17 protein-coding genes and 2 tRNA genes are annotated in these 18,924 nt (G+C 62.4%); 5 read left to right on the top strand and 14 right to left on the bottom strand.

Translation table 11 applies throughout. The features are described 5' to 3' along the window. Positions 1–65: 65 nt before the first annotated feature. Entirely contained in the window at positions 66–1,028 is a 963-nt protein-coding gene (locus tag FFS13_RS07410; RefSeq protein ID WP_137818446.1) for an NAD(P)H-quinone oxidoreductase, read from the bottom strand. 138 nt (positions 1,029–1,166) lie between these two features. Here FFS13_RS07410 and FFS13_RS07405 point away from each other — a divergent pair, with 138 nt between their 5' ends. Then, positions 1,167–3,248, top strand: a complete 2,082-nt coding sequence (locus FFS13_RS07405) for a carboxy terminal-processing peptidase (RefSeq protein WP_171006441.1) — start codon at positions 1,167–1,169, stop codon at positions 3,246–3,248. 219 nt (positions 3,249–3,467) lie between these two features. Further along, positions 3,468–3,590, top strand: coding sequence for a hypothetical protein (locus FFS13_RS20050; RefSeq protein ID WP_256657850.1), 123 nt, complete (start codon positions 3,468–3,470; stop codon positions 3,588–3,590). Positions 3,591–3,593: 3 nt separating this feature from the next. On the opposite strand, the gene FFS13_RS07400 is transcribed toward FFS13_RS20050, so the two are convergent. From FFS13_RS07400 to FFS13_RS07370, 7 genes are all read right to left on the bottom strand, one after another. Next, on the bottom strand, positions 3,594–4,061 hold the full coding sequence (locus tag FFS13_RS07400; RefSeq protein WP_137818532.1) for a sel1 repeat family protein: 468 nt from the start codon (positions 4,059–4,061) through the stop codon (positions 3,594–3,596). Positions 4,062–4,064: 3 nt separating this feature from the next. After that, on the bottom strand, positions 4,065–4,430 hold the full coding sequence (locus tag FFS13_RS07395) for a hypothetical protein (protein ID WP_137818444.1): 366 nt from the start codon (positions 4,428–4,430) through the stop codon (positions 4,065–4,067). Then, positions 4,427–4,753: a helix-turn-helix domain-containing protein gene (locus FFS13_RS07390; RefSeq protein WP_137818443.1), complete on the bottom strand. Its 327-nt coding sequence runs from the start codon at positions 4,751–4,753 to the stop codon at positions 4,427–4,429. The genes FFS13_RS07395 and FFS13_RS07390 overlap by 4 nt, the downstream gene beginning before the upstream one ends. 170 nt (positions 4,754–4,923) lie before the next feature. Then, positions 4,924–5,373 (bottom strand): YkvA family protein, encoded by a 450-nt coding sequence (locus tag FFS13_RS07385; RefSeq protein ID WP_137818442.1) that lies wholly within the window; start codon positions 5,371–5,373, stop codon positions 4,924–4,926. Positions 5,374–5,738: 365 nt separating this feature from the next. Continuing rightward, positions 5,739–6,464, bottom strand: a complete 726-nt coding sequence (locus FFS13_RS07380) for an FKBP-type peptidyl-prolyl cis-trans isomerase (RefSeq protein WP_137818441.1) — start codon at positions 6,462–6,464, stop codon at positions 5,739–5,741. A 195-nt stretch (positions 6,465–6,659) separates the two neighbouring features. Continuing rightward, a tRNA-Asp gene (locus tag FFS13_RS07375) sits at positions 6,660–6,736 on the bottom strand. Positions 6,737–6,754: 18 nt separating this feature from the next. Beyond that, positions 6,755–6,830 (bottom strand) — tRNA-Val (locus FFS13_RS07370). Between the two features lie 160 nt (positions 6,831–6,990). Here FFS13_RS07370 and rdgC point away from each other — a divergent pair. Both rdgC and sugE read left to right on the top strand, forming a co-directional pair. Continuing rightward, a complete protein-coding gene (gene rdgC / locus FFS13_RS07365; protein ID WP_137818440.1) occupies positions 6,991–7,911 on the top strand; it encodes a recombination-associated protein RdgC in 921 nt (306 codons plus the stop codon). A 189-nt stretch (positions 7,912–8,100) separates the two neighbouring features. Then, positions 8,101–8,418: a quaternary ammonium compound efflux SMR transporter SugE gene (gene sugE / locus FFS13_RS07360; protein WP_137818439.1), complete on the top strand. Its 318-nt coding sequence runs from the start codon at positions 8,101–8,103 to the stop codon at positions 8,416–8,418. 50 nt (positions 8,419–8,468) lie between these two features. Here sugE and FFS13_RS07355 read toward each other — a convergent pair whose 3' ends face one another. The 6 genes from FFS13_RS07355 to FFS13_RS07330 form a co-directional block, all read right to left on the bottom strand. Continuing rightward, positions 8,469–10,343 (bottom strand): MFS transporter, encoded by a 1,875-nt coding sequence (locus FFS13_RS07355; protein WP_137818438.1) that lies wholly within the window; start codon positions 10,341–10,343, stop codon positions 8,469–8,471. A 146-nt stretch (positions 10,344–10,489) separates the two neighbouring features. Continuing rightward, positions 10,490–12,574: a TonB-dependent siderophore receptor gene (locus FFS13_RS07350; protein ID WP_137818437.1), complete on the bottom strand. Its 2,085-nt coding sequence runs from the start codon at positions 12,572–12,574 to the stop codon at positions 10,490–10,492. Positions 12,575–12,691: 117 nt separating this feature from the next. Next, positions 12,692–13,021, bottom strand: coding sequence for an AzlD domain-containing protein (locus FFS13_RS07345; RefSeq protein WP_137818436.1), 330 nt, complete (start codon positions 13,019–13,021; stop codon positions 12,692–12,694). Then, positions 13,021–13,734 (bottom strand): AzlC family ABC transporter permease, encoded by a 714-nt coding sequence (locus FFS13_RS07340; RefSeq protein ID WP_137818435.1) that lies wholly within the window; start codon positions 13,732–13,734, stop codon positions 13,021–13,023. The genes FFS13_RS07345 and FFS13_RS07340 overlap by 1 nt, the downstream gene beginning before the upstream one ends. A gap of 37 nt (positions 13,735–13,771) precedes the next feature. Continuing rightward, the gene (locus FFS13_RS07335; RefSeq protein WP_137818434.1) at positions 13,772–14,611 is read right to left on the bottom strand and encodes an AraC family transcriptional regulator; all 840 of its coding nucleotides are present in this window, start codon (positions 14,609–14,611) and stop codon (positions 13,772–13,774) included. Between the two features lie 6 nt (positions 14,612–14,617). Further along, the gene (locus tag FFS13_RS07330; protein ID WP_137818433.1) at positions 14,618–15,187 is read right to left on the bottom strand and encodes a GNAT family N-acetyltransferase; all 570 of its coding nucleotides are present in this window, start codon (positions 15,185–15,187) and stop codon (positions 14,618–14,620) included. A gap of 251 nt (positions 15,188–15,438) precedes the next feature. Between FFS13_RS07330 and FFS13_RS07325 the strand changes: the two genes are divergently transcribed. Beyond that, positions 15,439–18,918: a PAS domain-containing hybrid sensor histidine kinase/response regulator gene (locus tag FFS13_RS07325; RefSeq protein ID WP_137818432.1), complete on the top strand. Its 3,480-nt coding sequence runs from the start codon at positions 15,439–15,441 to the stop codon at positions 18,916–18,918. Positions 18,919–18,924: the final 6 nt, after the last annotated feature.

Below are 18,924 nucleotides of genomic sequence, written 5' to 3'. Positions count from 1 at the left end.
CGCCCTACGCGGGAGGAAAATCCTCGCAGGGCGAATAGAGTGCGGCACGATTTGTCCGCCGTCTCTTACCGCAAGCTTTCGTCGATCAGCAGCACCAGCTTGCCCGCCACCTTATTGCTCGCCAGCGCGGCGAACGCCAGCTCAACCTCCTTGCTCGGGAAGCTACGCTCCAACTGCGGTTTGAGTCGCCCCTCGGCAAACAGCGGCCAAACGTGCTGGCTCAAGTCACTGAGCAGATCGGCCTTGAACTGCTCGTCGCGGTTACGCAGAGTCGAGCCGCACAGCTGTAATCGTTTCGCCAACACCAGCGCCAGATCCAGCTGCGCCTCGCGCCCGCCCATCAAGCCAATCAACACCCAGCGCCCATCCTGCGCCAGCAGTTGCTGATTCAGCGCCGCATAGCTGCCACCGACCGGATCGAGGATCACATCGAAGGGGCCGAAGTCGCGCAGGCTTTCCAGGCTCTCGTCGCGAGTCGCCCCGCCCTGGGCGCCCAGTGCCTCGCAATAGGCCAAGCGCTCGGCCGAACCGACGCTGACCCAACAGGGATTGCCGAAGGCCTTGCACAGCTGGATCGCCGCCGAGCCAACGCCACTGGCGCCAGCGTGCAAGAGCACCTTCTCACCCGGTTTGAGCCCAGCCAGCTGAAACAGATTGAGCCAGGCGGTCGCATAGACCTCCGGCAACGCCGCGGCCTCCGCCAGGGACAGGCCCTCCGGCACCGGTAGCGCGTGTCGCGCATCGACCACCACTTCTTCGGCCATGCCGCCGCCGGCCAGCAGGGCGCAAACCCGATCGCCAACCTGCCAGGCGCTGCCGGCGCCAACCTCAGTGACCACCCCGGAACACTCCAACCCGAGGATGTCGCTAGCCCCTGGCGGCGGCGGATAGAGGCCGGCACGCTGCAACAAATCGGCTCGATTGAGACCCGCCGCCGCCACCCGAATGCGAATTTGCCCCACATCGCACGCCGGGCTTGGCCGTTGTGCCCATTCCACCTGCCCTTCAACGCCTTGCAATGCCTTCACGCTGCCTCCATAGTGACTTTGGACTGAGCCCCTTGCAAAACATCGGGCTATTTGCATTATGCAGCCGGACTCGAATGGAACCGGCGCTCTCAAAGACGGCCTAATATGCGTTATCAACTGCCCCCGCGTCGACTCAGCATGCAGCGCTTCCTCCCCAGCACCGCCCTCGCCTTACTCCTTAGCCTCAGCGCTTTACCGCTGGCGGCCAGCACCACTGCCGTCAACAGCTGGGACGGCCTACAGCCCGACCGTGAGCAGGTGATCGCCAGCCTCAATGTGGTGGAGTTGCTCAAACGCCATCATTACAGCAAACCACCGCTGAACGATGAGCGCTCGGCGATCATTTACGAGAGCTACTTGAAGCTGCTCGACCCGGCACGCAGCTACTTCACCGCCGCCGATATCGCGGAATTCGACCGGTGGCGCAACAAGTTCGACGATTTGCTGAAAAGCGGCGACCTCGAGCCGGGCTTCGTCATCTACAAGCGTCATCTGGATCGTTTGAAGCAGCGCCTGGACTTCGCCCTGGCCCTGCTCGACAAAGGCATCGGCAGCTTCGACTTCAGCGTCGATGAAAGCCTGCAAGTGGACCGTGAGAAAACCCCCTGGGCGAAAAACTCGGCGGAGTTGGACGAGCTCTGGCGCAAACGGGTGAAAGACGAAGTGCTGCGGTTGAAAATCGCCGGCAAAGAGCCCGAAGCGATTCAGGAGTTGCTGACCAAACGCTACAAGAATCAGCTCTCGCGCCTTGAGCAAACCCGCAGCGAAGATATCTTCCAGGCCTATATCAACGCCTTTGCGCAATCCTATGACCCGCACACCAATTACCTCTCGCCGGACAACGCGGAAAACTTCGACATCAATATGAGTTTGTCCTTGGAGGGTATCGGCGCGGTGCTGCAGAGCGACAACGACACCGTTAAAGTCGTTCGCCTGGTACCGGCTGGCCCGGCAGAAAAAAGCAAACAAATCGCACCGGCCGATAAGATTGTCGGGGTTGCCCAAGGCGACGGCGAAATGGTCGACGTGATCGGCTGGCGACTGGATGAAGTGGTCAAGCTGATCCGCGGCCCCAAAGGCTCCGTGGTGCGCCTGGAAGTGGTTCCCGCCAGCAATGGTCCGAACGATCGGACCAGCAAAATCGTCGCGATCACCCGCGAAGCGGTCAAGCTGGAAGAACAGGCCGCGAAAAAATCCCTCCTCAAGCTGTCCCATGATGGCCGTGAGTACAAGCTGGGCGTGATCGAGATCCCGGCTTTCTATCTGGACTTCAAAGCCTTCCGCGCCGGTGACCCGGACTACAAGAGCACCACCCGCGACGTTAAACGCCTGCTCGCCGAACTCCAGAAAGACCAGGTCGACGGCGTGGTCATCGACCTGCGCAACAACGGCGGCGGCTCCCTGCAGGAAGCCACCGAACTGACCGGCCTGTTCATCAACCAGGGCCCCACCGTGCTGGTGCGCAACAGTGACGGGCGCGTCGATGTGCTCGCCGACGAAAACCCCGGCAGCTACTACACCGGTCCGCTGGCGCTGCTGGTCAACCGCCTCTCCGCCTCGGCTTCGGAAATTTTTGCCGGCGCCATGCAGGACTACCATCGCGCCTTGATCCTTGGCGGCCAGACCTTCGGCAAAGGCACGGTGCAAACCATCCAGCCGCTCAACCATGGGGAGTTGAAGCTGACCCTGGCGAAGTTCTATCGCGTCTCCGGGCAAAGCACTCAGCACCAGGGCGTACTGCCAGATATCGCTTATCCGGCCGTCGTCGACACCAAGGAAATCGGCGAAAGCGCACTGCCCGAAGCCATGCCGTGGGACAGCATCCGCCCGGCGATCAAACCGGAAGTGGATCCGTTCAAACCCTTCCTAGTCGAGCTGAAAGCCCGCCATGATGCGCGCGTGGCCAAAGACCCGGACTTCGTCTTTACCCGTGACCGCCTGGAACTGGCGCAACAGCTGACCCACGAAACCACCGTCAGCCTGAATGAGACCAAGCGCCGGGCGCAACATGCCGACATCGAAACCCAGCAGCTGACCATGGAAAACACTCGGCGCAAAGCCAAGGGTGAGGAACCGCTGAAAGAGCTGAAGAAGGAAGACGAGGACGCCCTGCCGACAGAAGACGAAAAGCTCAAGCCAGAAGACGATGCCTATCTCGCGGAAACCGGGCAAATCCTGCTCGACTATCTGGGCTTGAACTCGGCGGTAGCCACGCACTGATCGAGTGTCATCAAAGAGTCATCACCCTGTCGTGAAATAAGGGGCTGATAGCGATATCAGCCCCTTCGCTTTTTCAGGACATCGAGCCCCAGCATGACCGTCACCGAGCAGCTGGGCGCACCAGGCCTAATCCTCGCTCAATCCACTGATGTTGCTAGCCGGTAACGTGCCGATTCAGCAATGCCTGATCAGGTTGTTGCAGCAAGCCCGCGAGGGGGAGTGCATCTACACCCGAAGAACTGCGCGCAACTGGCCAGCCTGGCCTCGGAAGCCAAGCGGCAGGCCAAGACAGTACCCGGCTACAGCCTGCATATCATCGACACGCAAAAGCTCTCGGCTTAAAACTCAAAGCCCCAACTCGGTCGCGCGCTGCGCATAGAGCGCGGCCTGCTCGGCATCGGCCGCCAGCCCGTGGCCGCCTTGTTGATAGAGTTTGGCCAAGCGGTGTGCCGCCAACGGATGCCCTGTGCTAGCGGCCAATGCCCACCAGCGCGCTGCCGCAAGCCCATCAGGGGCTGCACGGGTATCGCCCGCCAGACTGAGTACGCCCAACTGATAAGCCGCCTTGGCATCCCCCGCGTTAGCCGCCAAACCCAGCAGGCGAATGCCTTCCTCGCGCGCGCCGAAACCACGCCCGCGAAACACCAACAGATGACCGTAGAAACTTTGCGCCGCGACATCGTTCAGTGCCGCCATGCGAGCGAACCGTCCTTCCATCCAAGCCCAGGCCCGTGGTTGACGGACCAGCCACGACCAATGGAAAAGACGCCGGGCCAGGAGATAGCTCAGCCGCGCGCGCAAACGCCAGAGCAGCACTCAAACTTCCTCGGCGTAGCTGTACTCGAACACCCGCACGACTTCTGCGGCATGCCAGGACGCCGCGGCGATACCGTCAGACGGGCCAGCAAAGCGCCCAAGGCGCACGACACACTCAAAGAACCCCGTACGCGGCAGACGGCTCGCGCCCTGACTGATTACCAGCGCGCTGCGCAGCGGCTGATCGGCGCGGGCATCCAACGCAGCGAGATGCTCCAAGGCCGCAGTCAGGGTCTGCATGGCCGGAGTCGGCAGTTCCAAGCGCTCAATCAGCGCCCGATAGGTCAGCAGATGGCGCTGACGGCGCGCATCCTCAAGCTCACTGAGAAGCGCCTGCCAATGCTGGCGGCTAATGCGTACACTCAAGTCTCCAACTCCCAACCGCTAATACCCAGGGCCCGCGCCAAGGCACGACGAATCGCCGCATCCGGCTGGCGCTCGCCACTTTCGATCAGTGTGAGATAGTGCGGACTGATACCCACGGTCCGCGCCAACTCTTCGAGCGACAAGCCCTTGCCCTCACGCAATGCGCTGAGTTCAGTCAGCTTGGACATAACAGTCGGCGCTGGTACAGCGACAACCGGGGCCACCGCGCTGCGGCCGGCGGCCTGCAGCAAGGCCTGATACTCAGGCCAGGGCAAAATCGCGTACTCGGCTTCGCCGTCACGCATGATCACTTGCACATCCATCACAACTCTCCGTGGAAAGTAGTGCCGACAGCTTCAGCACCTTCCTTGCAGGCGGCCATCTTATCAGGCCAAGTATGCCTCTGGGCGTGATCTATACGGCCCTGGCGCAATGCGCGCTGGCAGGATGATGAGCGCGAAGCCACTGCACAGCGCAACCAGCACCTCCAGGCTCAGCGTGACGGGGCCTCTGGCTCCGACGACGGTGCAGACAACAACCGCTCCCAGGCAGTCTGCTGCTCCGGCGATTGCGCCGCTCGCCATGCGCGGAAAGCTTCCAGCTCGCCACTCCAGGCACGCATCAACCAGGCCAGCATGGCGATGTCATCGACAAAGCCCACCCCCAGTAACCCATCGGGAATCGCGTCCACGGGCGAGAGAAAATACAGCAGTGCCGCGACTACCGAGAGCAAAGCCTGCGAACTGATCGCTCGATACTCGCCGCGCCACCACGCCATACAAAGCGCCTGCAACACACGCAGATCCTCCTTCAACGCACCCAATCGCCCACCCTGCGTGGCGCTCTTGCGCGCGACTGCAAACAGCAACGCAGGTAACCGGCCGCGAGCGAGGAAACGCTGAGCTAACGGCAGGTAACGGGTAAAATTCCACGGTGCGTTCATCCTCACTCCTCGACAGCCCGCGTACTGACTGGGCTCGCTGGGTTATCCACTGAAGCTGTGGATAACCTTGTGAACAAATTTTCAATCAGCCGGGCAAAAGCCCAGCCCATGCGGCCTCGCTACAGATCGGGCATTTTTTAAACAGAACAAAAAAACCAATAAAATCATCAGCTTAAAAACAAAACCAAGTTAGCACTAAAGTGTCACCCGAAGTCGATGCGAAACAATCGCGCAATGTGCATAACCGTAACACTCGCAGCGCACTCACCTGTATTCAGACCCTATAGTCAGCTTCGGGTTCGTTTCCTGACTGGCAGAAACAACAACGCCCCGTCTCGACGGGGCGCTGCATAAAGCCGTATTACTTATTGCTGAGTGGCGGCCGGTTGCTGAGCAGCGGCCGGATCTTTGATCCCCAACAGCTCCAACTCGAATACCAGTACCGCGTTAGCCGGAATCGCCGGGCTCGGACTTTGCGCGCCGTAAGCCAGCTCGCTAGGGATGTACAGTTTGTACTTCTCGCCAACGTGCATCAGTTGCAGGCCTTCAACCCAACCTGGGATCACGCCATTGACGGGCAGATCAATCGGGCTGCCACGCTCGACGGAGCTGTCGAACACCTTACCGTCGGTCAGCTTACCCTCGTAGTGCACAGTGACCACGTCGGTAGCTTTCGGCTGAGGGCCATCGGCTTTCTTCACAACTTCATATTGCAGACCAGAAGCGGTAGTGGTTACCCCCTCACGCTTGCCGTTCTCTTCGAGGAATTTCTTACCGGCTGCAGCCGATTCTTCGCTGATTTTGGCCATACGCTCTTCAGCACGCTTCTGCAGATAGGCGAACGCTTCCATCAGCTCTTCGTCTTTCAACTTCTGCTCTTTCTTGCCGACGGCGTCTTCGATGCCCTGAGCAACAGCCTTGGAGTCCAGGTCGTCCATGCCTTCCTGAGCCAAGCTTTTGCCCATGTTCAGGCCGATGCCGTAGGAGGCTTTTTGCGCCGGGGTTTTCAGCTCTACGCTAGTCTGCGAATCGCAACCCGCGAGAACCAGGCCAACCAGGGCCACCGCCGCCGCTAAACGATGTTGTCTCATGCTATTTCCTTGTTCGTGCGCTAAAGGGCAATCGAGTGAAGACGCGAGCTTAGCAGGCTGCCGCAATCACTGGCTACCGGGATACGAACCAGAAAATGTCGATAAGTTCAGGTGTTTAAACGAGTTTTGCGCGGATTGAAGCGAGCTTGGGTAGAACAGAAGCGGGATGATGCGGAGGCGAAGCGAGGAGAAAAATGGCGCAGCGGACGGGACTCGAACCCGCGACCCCCGGCGTGACAGGCCGGTATTCTAACCGACTGAACTACCGCTGCGCGTAACCCCAAAAGTTATGGTGGGTGATGACGGGATCGAACCGCCGACCCTCTGCTTGTAAGGCAGATGCTCTCCCAGCTGAGCTAATCACCCTTCACTCTCGAAGTGGGGCGCATTCTACGGAGCGATCCACCCCCTGGCAAGCGCTTTTTAAAATAATTTTTACTGCCGTTCCAAAGGCTTAGCGCAGGGTTGGCCAATGGCGTCGAGGGGAGAATAATGCGCGCTTTGCGTTAATGGAGATGCCCCCCTCATGTGGTTCCGCAACCTGCTCGTCTATCGCCTTACCCAAGATCTACCCTTCGATGCGCAAGCGCTGGAAACCGCACTGGCCGCCAAGCCCGCCCGCCCCTGCGCTAGCCAGGAGCTGAGCACTTACGGCTTCATCGCACCCTTCGGCAAAGGGGAAGATGCACCCTTGGCGCATGTCAGCCAGGACTTCATGCTGATTGCCGCGCGCAAAGAAGACCGTATCCTGCCCGGCAGCGTGGTGCGTGACGCCTTGAAGGAAAAGGTCGAGGAGATCGAAGCCGAGCAGATGCGCAAGGTCTATAAGAAGGAGCGCGACCAGCTCAAGGACGAAATCATTCAGGCCTTCCTGCCGCGGGCCTTTATTCGTCGCTCGGCCACCTTCGCCGCCATCGCACCGAAGCAAGGCCTGATTCTGGTCAACGCCGCCAGCCCGAAACGCGCCGAGGATTTGCTCTCCACGCTGCGCGAAGCCATCGGCTCGCTGCCAGTGCGGCCGCTGTCGGTGAAGGTCGCCCCCACCGCGACGCTGACCGACTGGGTGAAAACCCAGAAGGCCGCCGACAACTTCACCGTGCTCGACGAATGCGAACTGCGCGACACCCAGGAAGACGGCGGCATCGTGCGCTGCAAACGCCAGGACCTGACCAGCGAAGAGATTCAGCTGCACCTGTCCTCCGGCAAACTGGTCACTCAGTTGTCGCTGGCCTGGCAGGACAAGCTGTCCTTCGTGCTCGACGACAAAATGATCATCAAACGCCTGCGCTTTGAAGACCTGCTGCAAGATCAAGCCGAGCAAGATGGCGGCGATGAGGCCCTGGGCCAGCTCGACGCCAGCTTTACCCTGATGATGCTGACGTTCGGCGAGTTCCTTCCAGAGCTGTTCGAAGCCCTCGGCGGCGAAGAGATCCCGCAAGGCATCTAACGCCGCCACATGGCTTGCGGGGACCTGAAGGAAAACCCCCGCAATAATTCACGCGCCCCATCCATCCCGCCGACCTTGCCCGGTTCGGCGGGATGTGCAAAATAGCGCACGGTGTAAGGACGACCTTACCGCTCGTTGAGTGACCAACCGGGGACGGCCCCATCCATAGTCGTACCCTTGGAGGTCACCATGTCCTGGATCATTCTATTTTTCGCCGGCCTGTTCGAAATCGGCTGGGCTGTCGGCCTGAAATACACCGACGGTTTCAGTCGCCCCCTGCCTACCGCCCTCACCCTCGGCGCCATGATCGTCAGCCTGGCCCTGCTCGGCCTGGCGATGAAGGAACTGCCGCTGGGCACCGCCTATGCAGTCTGGACCGGTGTGGGAGCCGTCGGCACCGTCATCGCCGGGATCATCCTGTTTGGTGAATCCATGGCAGTGATCCGTCTGGCCAGCGTCGCCTTGATCGTCTGCGGGCTGCTCGGTCTCAAGCTCAGCAGCCGTTAAAAGAGTGCATAAGAAGCCCGCCAATTGGCGGGCTTCTTCGTTGCCGAGGTTTAACGCGAACTGCCCCGCAGCTCGGCCACCTTCGCTTGCAACGTCACCCGATCGGCCACTTCCGGCGCCAGTGGGGCACCCGCCACCAGGGTGATGCGCGACCACAGACGACGGAACAAGCCCTTGTTCGGGTGGCGACTGAAGAAACTGCCCCACAGCCCCTGCAGCGCCATCGGAATCACCGGCACCGGATTTTCCTCGAGGATCCGCGCGATGCCATTCTTGAACTCATTAAGCTCGCCATCGCCGGTCAGCTTACCTTCGGGAAAGATGCACACCAGCTCGCCATTCTTCAGGTACTCGCCGATCTTTTTGAACGCCTGATCGTAAATCAACAGGTCTTCACTGCGTCCGGCGATCGGTACGGTACCGGCGGTGCGGAAGATGAAGTTGAGTACCGGCAGGTTGTAGATTTTGTAGTACATGACGAAGCGGATCGGCCGCCGCACCGCACCACCCACCAGCAGCGCATCGACGAAGGACACGTGGTTGCAGACCAGCACGGCCGCGCCTTCATCGGGAATCGCCGCCAAACCACGGTGCTCGACGCGGTACATGGAATGGCTGAGCAGCCAGATCATGAAGCGCATGCTGAACTCGGGAACGATCTTGAAGATGTAACTGTTCACCGCGATATTCATCAGCGACACCACCAGGAACAGCTGCGGAATCGACAGCTTGGCCAGGCTCAAGAACAGAATCGAGGCGAGCGCCGAGACCACCATGAACAGCGCGTTGAGGATGTTGTTGGCCGCGATCACCCGCGCCCGCTGGTTTTCTGCAGTACGCGACTGGATCAGCGCGTACAACGGCACGATGTAGAAGCCGCCGAACACGCCGATGCCGAGAATATCCGCGAGCACCCACCAGGCCTGGGCATGGCTCAGCACCACGAGCCAGCTCTGCGCTTCGGGACCCTGCGGGAAGTTGCCGGAGTGCCACCACAGCAAGATGCCGAACAGGGTCAGGCCAATCGAGCCAAACGGCACCAAGCCGATCTCGACTTTGCGCCCCGACAGCCGTTCGCAGAGCATCGAACCCAAGGCGATACCGACCGAGAACACCGTGAGGATCAGCGTCACCACCGTCTCGTCGCCGTACAGACACTCTTTGGCGTAGGCCGGAATCTGCGTCAGATAAATAGCCCCGAGGAACCAAAACCAGGAGTTGCCGACAATCGAGCGCGACACCGCCGGCCGCTGGCCCAAGCCCAAACGCAGAATCGCCCAAGACTGCCGGAAGATGTTCCAGTCCAAGACCAGCGTCGGCAAGGCGGCCGCCGCACGGGGAATGCCACGGCTGACCAAGTAACCGCAGCAAGCGACCAGCACGATCGCGGTGGCCACCAGCGACGCGTAAGCCTGCCCCGACATCATGATGCCGGCGCCGATGGTGCCGGCGAGAATCGCCAGGAAGGTGCCCATCTCCACCAGCGCGTTGCCGCCGACCAGTTCCTCCTCACGCAGCGCGGCCGGCAAGATCGAGTATTTCACCGGGCCGAACAGCGCCGAGTGGGTGCCCATGCCGAACAAGGCGATAAACATCAACGTCAGGTTATTCAACAGGAAACCTGCGGCGCCAACCGCCATGATGACGATCTCGGCCAGCTTGATCGCCCGGATCAACGCATCCTTGGCGAACTTCTCGCCGAACTGCCCACCGAGGGCAGAGAACAAGAAGAACGGCAGGATAAACAGCAGCGCGCAGAGGTTGACCAATACCGCCCGATCACCGGAAACACTGAGCTTGAAGAGGATGGCGAGAATCAGCGACTGCTTGAAGATGTTGTCGTTGAAAGCGCCGAGCAATTGCGTGATGAAGAACGGCAGGAAGCGTTTTTTACCAAGCAAAGCGAATTGCGAGTCTGTGGTCATGATCCCTTTGTACCTATGCGAGGCCACGCTGGCCGTCCAACATTGGACTGCAAGTACATGACGCCAAGCCACAGGTCACGATAAATTTTGCTGCCTACTGCAAAAAACGGGCGCTCATCGGCGCCCGTTCAACTTGTCGCTGAGGATTAAAAGCTGACGCTGGTCTGCAGATACAAGGTACGCGGCTGACCGAGGTACTTGCCCAGGTTGTTGTCGGTGGAGCGGGTGTAGTACTCGCGGTTGAACAGGTTCTTCACCCCGGCCGCCACTTTCAGATTGGCCAGCTGGGGGCCGAAGGCGTACTCGCCGCGGCCATTCCAGTAGGCGAAGCCGGGGATCTCGCCGAGCGAGCCGTTGGCGCTTTCCGCATCGGTGTTGGCCGCATCGGCGAACTGCCGCGACTGGGCGTAGCCATCCAGGTTCCAGGTCCAGGGGCCGGTCTCGTAGCGCATACCCAGGGTGGCGATCTCGCGCGAATAGAACGGCAGGTCGTTGCCCTGGTTTGCCCCCTCCTCGCGGGTGGCCTCGGTCAGCGCCAGCGAGGCGTAGGCGGAAAGCCCCGCCAGACGCGGATCGAGCGCGGCGAACTGGTAGCTGCCGGCCAGCTCCGCGCCGCGGTGGCGGGTCTCACCGGCGTTGGCCCAGGCGCTCGGCGACGAACCAGGCACTAACTCCAACTGGTCTTCGAACTTGATGTGGAAGAAGGTCAGCTCGGCGCTCCAGACGCTGTCGTTGTAACGCGTGCCGAACTCGTAGGTCTGCGCCTTCTCGGCGCTGAGGTCGTCGTCCTGGGACAGCTGGATGTGCTGGATGCTGCCGAAGGAGGTGTTGTAGTTGGCGTAGAGCTTCCAGGCATCGGACAGGTGATACAGGGCGTTGAGCGCCGGCAGCGGCTCGCTGTAGCGCTGCTGGCGGTGCTCGCCGGTCAGGCGGTTGTGCGAGCTGACCCGCACCTGCTCGTAGCGGATGCCGGGAGTGAGGGTCCAGTTGCCGATATCGATGCGGTCATCGACATAGGCGGCATGCGCCTCGGTCGCGGCGCTGTTGGAGGTCGCCAGTTTTTTCGGCACGCTCCAGGGGTTGGCACCGGCCTTGAAGCTGCGGTCGAAGCGCTTCTCCGTGGAATCCTCTTCGATATAGCGGTAGCCAACCCCCAGCTCGTGGCTGCTGTCGCCGGCGAGGAACAGCTGCGAATAGCGCGGCTCGATGCCGAACACCTCGTACTCACGGGGGAACTGGCGCAACCAGGTCATCTTGCGCGGGTTGCCATTGGCCAAGCTGCTGCCGCGATGACTGGTGTTGTAGAAGCTGGTCAGCTCGAACTTGCGATCGGCATCCGGGGTGCGGCTGTACTTGAGCACCGCCTGTTTGCGCTCGCCCTCGAAATTATCGAAAGGCCGGCTGCTCTGGTAGGGATCCTCATCGAACTCGTCGCTGGTCAGGCCGCCGGGCATATCGGCGTCGGCCTCGTAGTACTGCAGGCTGGCGGAGAGCTCGTCGATGTCGGACAGCTTGTAGCTGGACTTCAGCATCACATCATCGATCTGGGTGTCGCTGTGGTCGCGGTAGGTGTCGCCGCGCACGCCCGAGTAGAGCAGAGCCATGCCTAGACCGTTGTCGGCGGTGCCGCCGATAAAGGCATTGCTGCGGTTGAGGAAGCCGCCCTGGGCCGGCGCCGACTCGGTCTGGAAGCTCAGCTCACGTACCAATTCCTCGGGGATGCCGCGAGTGACGAAGTTGATGATGCCGCCGACATTCTGCGGGCCATAACGCACTGCACCGCCACCGCGCACCACATCGATCGATTCGATATTGCCAAGCGACGTCGGCGCCAGCGACAGCTGCGGCTGACCGTAAGGCGCCACCGCCAGCGGAATGCCGTCCTGGAGGATGGTCGCCCGTGGTGACAGGCGCGAGGTCAGGCCACGGGTGCCGACGTTGAGGGAGATGTCACTGCCGCCGGTACCGTTACTGTCCTGCACCTGCAGGCCTGGCACCCGGCGCAGCACTTCACGGACGTTGCTGGCGCCACTCTCACGGATGGTTTCTTCGCGAATCACCGTACGGGCGCCGGGGTGGTTCTTCACGTCCTCGTCGGTTGCGTCACCGAGCCAGTCCCCCACCACTTCGACATTATCCAACTCCAGCGTTTCGGCAGCAGCCGCGACCAGCGAGGACAAGGCCAAAGCGACACCCAGGGCCAGGCGCGTGGATTTGCCGACAGACTGCATAACATGATCCCCAATAAACCAATGAGCCGATTGCCGGCCCAAAAAAGGGGAGCGAAAATAGGTGAAAAAGAATCAAAAGTAAATAGCAATTAGTCTCAAGTGTAATTTTTATCCATTTTAGACAGGCAGTTGTCCCAACGCCCAACGCAGCAAAAAGAACAGCAGCAGCCCACCGCCGATAGTCGCCAGCAGATTACGACTGAACGCGGCGACCAGGATCGCGCTGAGGCCCGCGAGCAGATAAGCGTTGTCCAGGTTGAGGGCGAGGTGCTGGCCGTCCGGCAGTAGCATGCCGGGCACGACGATGGCCGTGAGCACGGCCGCCGGCACATAGTGCAAACCCTGCAGCACCAGCGGCGGGAAACGCAGACCTGGCCAGGCGAACAGGCTGTAGCGGATGGCGAAGGTAATCCCGGCCATCCCCAGAATCAGCAACCAGAGCTCCATTATCTACCCTCCCCAAGCAGTTCTGCGTCAGCCCGGCGCTCCAGCCAAATACCGACAGCGATCCCGGCCAAGGCCGCGGCCATCAAACCGAGCTTGTACGGCCAGGCATGCGTCAGCACCGCGACTGCACCCGCCATCAGCGCCGCCGCGACCTGCGGCCGATTGCGCAACATCGGCACGACTATGCCGATAAAGGTCGCCAGCATGGCGAAGTCCAGACCCCAGCCGGCCAAACTCGGCATGGCCTGACCGAACAGCACCCCCAGCAGCGAAGAGGATATCCAGCACAGGTACAGCGATAACGCCACGCCGGCGTGGTACCACTGGCCCTGCCCCCCAATGCCATGGGCGAGGTAACGGCGCTGCACGACCGCGAAGGTCTCATCGGTGAGGCCAAACGCCAGGGGTACGCGCCAGCGTTGCGACAGATGGGCGATATAGGACTGCAGGGAGGCGCTGTAGAGGACATGGCGCAGATTGACGATCAGGGTGGTAAACAGAATCACCGCCCATCCCGTTCCCGCCCCCAACAGGCTGATGGCGATAAATTGCGCCGAACCGGCGTACACCAGCAGCGACATGCCCAGCGCCTGCCATAAGGTCAAGCCGGCGACGCTGGCCAGGGTGCCGTAAATAATGCCGAAAGGCACAACACCGACAATCATCGGAATACTGTCGCGGGCACCATAGATGAACAGTTGTGAGCGGGTCATGGGAGCTCCTCCTGCCCGCCAGCCTAAGCGGCCCAGCTCAATCCGTCTTGAACGATCTTGCGCAAGCCAGCCGATACTGACCCGGGCCGACACCATAGGCCTGCTTGAACTGGCGGGTCAGGTGGCTCTGGTCGGCGAAGCCCAGTTGCGCCGCCACGCCGACCGGCGTGCAACCGTTTTTCAACAGCGCCCGTGCCTGCTCCAGCCGCCGCTGTTTGAGCCAAGCATGCGGCGGCAGGCCGGTGGCGCGGCGGAAGACCCGGGCGAAATGGAAGGGTGAGAGATTGACCGCCGCCGCCAGTTGCTCCAGCGAGGGCGGCTCGCTCAACTGCGCACCGAGCAGCTCCTTGGCCCGCCGTACCGCCTGCGGCTCACGCCCGGCAGCAGGCGCCTCGGGAACTCGCGCATGGCGTTGAAGCAGCAGTAGAAGCGTCTCGCGCCAGGCGGTCTGCTGCTGCAAGACGCAGCCTGGCTGCTCCAGCAGCCGATGCAGGGCATTGAAACGAGCGGTCATTTGCGCATCATGCAAAACGCTGCAGGTAAAAACCGGCCAACCATTTTTGGCCAGCCCCAACTCATCCAGCAGGGTATTCAACTGCTCGAACTCGGGGTAGAAACCCCGGTAGCGCCAGCCTGACTCATGGGCCTTGGAGCCGGTGTGCAGCTCATCCGGATTGATCAGCACCATGCTGCCCATGGGCGCCAGATGCTCGCTGCCACGATGACGGAAATACTGAGCGCCGCCCTCGATCACCGTGATCACATAGCCTTCGTGCACATGGGGGGCGAAGCGCTGCTCGACATAGCGGGCGTGCAGCAACTCCAAGCCGCCCACCTCGGCCGCCTTCCAGAAACGCGTCTGCTCGCCATGACTCATCCCGTATCAGCCGCTGAAACGCGCCTCCAAGCGAGCCTTCACCTGCGGCCACTCCTGATCGGTGATGCTGTACAGCAGGCTGCCGTCCAGCCGCCCATCGGCCAGGCGGCGATGGTTGCGCAACTCGCCTTCGCGCACCGCGCCGAGCTTCTCGATGGCGCGTTGCGAGCGCAGGTTGCTCGCCGCGGTTTGCAACTGCACCCGCACCATCCGCCAGCTCTCGAAGGCATGCCGGAGCATCAGGTATTTGATCGTGCTGTTCAGCCCAGTGCCATGCTGGCTGCGATCCAGCCAGGTCCAGCCGATTTCGGTGGACGGCAGGGCTGGCATAAACCCGGCAAACCGCGTGGTGCCGACCAATCGGTCGCCAAGCCGGATCACAAAGGGTAACGCCTGGCCGTTGCGCTGCTCGATCAGCCCGCTGCGGTACCAATCCAGGCGCAGCGGCCCACTCATATAGGCCAGCTCGTCACGGTTGGCCTCGGCCAAAGCCACCAGGGCGGGAATGTCGCCATCGACCATAGGCTCCAGGCGCAGGGCGCCGCGCTGCAGAGCGATCAACTGCGGTTTGAACATGAATACCATCCTCGTCGACATCTAAGCGTCATGCTAGCAGGGCGAAACGCCCCCAGACGGCTCTGCGACCATAGTCGCGCCTGACTGAATTGTACTTTGGTGCGACACTAACCGGGGCCCGAGTGTTCCCACCTGCTCGTCTCAACAGGCGAGCTGCGCTGGAATGCCACAGCCTCCAAGCCAGCCCCGCGGGCTGGCCGGCAAAACGCTGTACTTGGGGAGCACCCCAAGCGGGTTTACCTGGAGTTCGCATGTCGTTGTCCAGCGGGCTGATCGCCACGGTCGCCCTGAGCTATATGGCCATCCTGTTCGCCATCGCCTTCTACGGCGACCGGCGCCGCACGCCCTTGTCGCCGCGGCTGCGGGCCTGGGTCTACAGCCTGTCGCTGGCGGTCTACTGCACCAGTTGGACCTTCTTCGGCGCGGTCGGCCAGGCCGCCGGGCAGCTCTGGGCCTTCCTGCCGATCTACCTGGGGCCGGTGCTGTTGCTGCTGTTCGCGCCCTGGGTGCTGCAGAAGATGGTGATGATCAGCAAGCAGGAGAACATCACCTCGATTGCCGACTTTATTGCCGCGCGCTATGGCAAGTCGCAGTCGCTGGCGGTGGTGGTGGCCCTGATTTGCCTGGTCGGCGTGTTGCCCTACATCGCCCTGCAACTCAAAGGCATCGTCCTCGGGGTGAACCTGCTGATCGGCGCGGGCGCCGAGTCCACCGGCACCCGCGCCCAGGACACCGCGCTGATCGTGTCCCTCGTGCTGGCGCTGTTCACCATCCTCTTCGGCACCCGCACCCTCGACGTCACCGAACACCACCGCGGCATGGTGCTGGCGATCGCCTTCGAATCGCTGGTCAAACTGCTGGCCTTCCTCGCCGTCGGCGCCTTCGTCACCTACAGCCTGTACGACGGCTTCGGCGACCTGCTCGGCCAGGCCGAGGCCGCACCGCAACTCGACGCCTTCTGGGCGGAGACGGTGAACTGGCCGGCCATGCTGGTGCAGACCGGGGTGGCGCTGATGGCCATCATCTGCCTGCCGCGGCAATTCCATATGACCGTGGTGGAAAACATCGAGCCGCAGGATCTGCGCCTGGCGCGCTGGGTGTTCCCGCTCTACCTGGTGCTGGCCGCGCTGTTCGTCGTGCCCATCGCCCTGGCCGGGCAACTGCTGCTGCCGGCGGGGGTGCTGCCGGACTCCTTCGTCATCAGCCTACCGCTGGCCGAGGCCCATCCAGCTCTGGCCATGCTGGCCTTTATCGGCGGCGCCTCGGCCGCCACCGGCATGGTGATAGTCGAGGCGGTGGCGCTCTCGACCATGGTCTCCAACGATATGCTGCTGCCCTGGCTGCTACGTCGGCAGAGCGCCGAGCGGCCGTTCGAGGCGTTCCGCCAGTGGATGCTGACGGTGCGTCGGGTCAGCATCGTCGCCATCCTGCTGCTGGCCTACGTCAGCTACCGCCTGCTGGGCTCCACCGCGAGCCTGGCGACCATCGGCCAGATCGCCTTCGCCGCCATCACCCAACTGGCCCCGGCCATGCTCGGCGCGCTCTATTGGAAGCAGGCCAACCGCCGCGGGGTGTTCGCCGGCCTGGCCGCCGGCGCCCTGCTCTGGGCCTACACCCTGGTGCTGCCGCTGATGGCCCGCGGCCTGGGCTGGCCGCTGGAGAGTTTTCCCGGCCTGGCCTGGCTGGTAAGCAACCCGCTGGGCCTGCCGATCGACCCGCTGACCCAGGGCGTGCTGCTGTCGCTGACCGGCAACTTCCTGCTGTTCGCCCTGGTGTCGCTGTTCTCCCGCACCCGCGTCTCCGAACACTGGCAGGCCAGCCGCTTTATCGGCCAGGAAGTCAGTGCGCGGCCGAGCGGCCGCCCGCTGCTGGCGGTGCAGGTGCAGGACCTGTTGATGCTGGCCGCGCGTTTCGTCGGCGAGGAACGCGCACGGCAGAGCTTTGCCCGCTTCGCCGCGCGCCAGGGCAAGGACTTCAACCCCAACCAGACCGCCAACGGCGAGTGGATCGCCCACACCGAGCGCCTGCTGGCCGGCGTGCTCGGCGCCTCGTCCACTCGCGCGGTGGTCAAGGCCGCCATCGAAGGCCGCGAGATGCAGGTCGAGGACGTGGTGCGCATCGTCGACGAGGCTAGCGAAGTCTTGCAGTTCAACCGCGCCCTGCTGCAAGGGGCGATCGAGAACATCACCCAGGGCATCAGCGTGGTCGATCAGTCACTGCGCCTGGTGGCCTGGAACCATCGTTACCTGGAGCTGTTCGACTACCCGGAGGGGCTGATCAGCATCGGCCGGCCGATCGCCGAGATCATTCGCTACAACGCCGAACGCGGCCTCTGCGGCTCCGGCGATGTCGAGACCCATGTGACGCGCCGGCTGTATTGGATGCGCCAGGGCCATGCGCATACCTCCGAGCGGCTGTTCCCCAACGGCCGGGTTATCGAGCTGATCGGCAACCCGATGCCCGGCGGCGGCTTCGTCATGAGCTTCACCGACATCAGCGCGTTCCGCGAGGCCGAACAGGGCCTCAAGGAAGCCAACGAAGGCCTGGAGCGGCGCGTGGCCGAGCGCACCCATGAGCTCTCGCAACTGAACCTGGCACTGAACGAAGCCAAAGGCGTGGCTGAATCCGCCAACCAGTCCAAGACCCGCTTCCTCGCTGCGGTCAGCCATGACCTGATGCAGCCGCTGAATGCCGCGCGGCTATTCTCCGCCGCCCTCGCCCATCAGCCCGAGGCCCTGCCGGGCGAGGCCCAACAGTTGGTGCGGCATCTGGACAGCTCGCTACGCTCGGCGGAAGACTTGATCAGCGATCTGCTGGATATTTCGCGCCTGGAAAGCGGTCGCATCACCCCGGATCGGCAAGCCTTCGCGCTCAACGCGTTGTTCGAGACCCTAGGTACCGAATTCAAAGTCCTCGCGCACGAACACGGCGTGGACTTCCACCTACGCGGCAGCCAACTGCGGGTGGACAGCGATATCAAACTGCTGCGGCGGGTGCTGCAAAATTTTCTGACCAATGCCTTCCGCTACGCCAAGGGCCATGTGCTGCTTGGGGTGCGGCGCAGCGCTGGCGAGTTGCGCCTGGAGGTCTGGGACCGCGGCCCGGGCATTCCCGAGGACAAGCGCCAGGTGATCTTCGAGGAGTTCAAACGCCTCGACAGCCACCAGACCCGCGCCGAAAAAGGCCTCGGCCTCGGCCTCGCGATTGCCGATGGCCTCTGCCGGGTGCTCGGTCATAGGCTCGAAGTGCGTTCCTGGCCAGGTAGAGGCAGCGTGTTCAGCGTCAGCGTGCCGCTGGCGCGCAGCCCGGCAGCGGCCGCACTCGACGCCCCCGGCCCGGAACTCAACGGCCAGGCCTTGAGCGGAATGCAGGTGCTCTGCATCGACAACGAAGACAGCATCCTGGTTGGCATGCACAGCCTGCTCTCGCGCTGGGGCTGTCAGGTCTGGACCGCGCGCAATCGCCTGGAATGCGAGCACCTGCTGGATGAACACGTGCGCCCACAACTGGCGCTGGTGGACTACCACCTGGACGAAGGCGAAACCGGCACCGAACTGATGGCCTGGCTGCGCAGCAAACTCGGCGAACCGCTGCCGGGCGTGGTGATCAGCGCCGACGGCCGTCCCGAGCTGATCGCCGCAGTCCACGCCGCCGGCCTCGACTACCTGGCCAAGCCGGTCAAACCGGCGGCACTGCGCGCCTTGCTGAGTCGGCACCTGAGCCTGCGCTGAACCACC

This window comes from Pseudomonas sp. 2FG (genome assembly GCF_005502935.1).
Taxonomy (GTDB): Bacteria; Pseudomonadota; Gammaproteobacteria; order Pseudomonadales; family Pseudomonadaceae; genus Aquipseudomonas.
The sequence above is the reverse complement of the archived record's forward strand: the minus strand, read 5'-3'. Positions and strand labels throughout refer to the sequence as shown.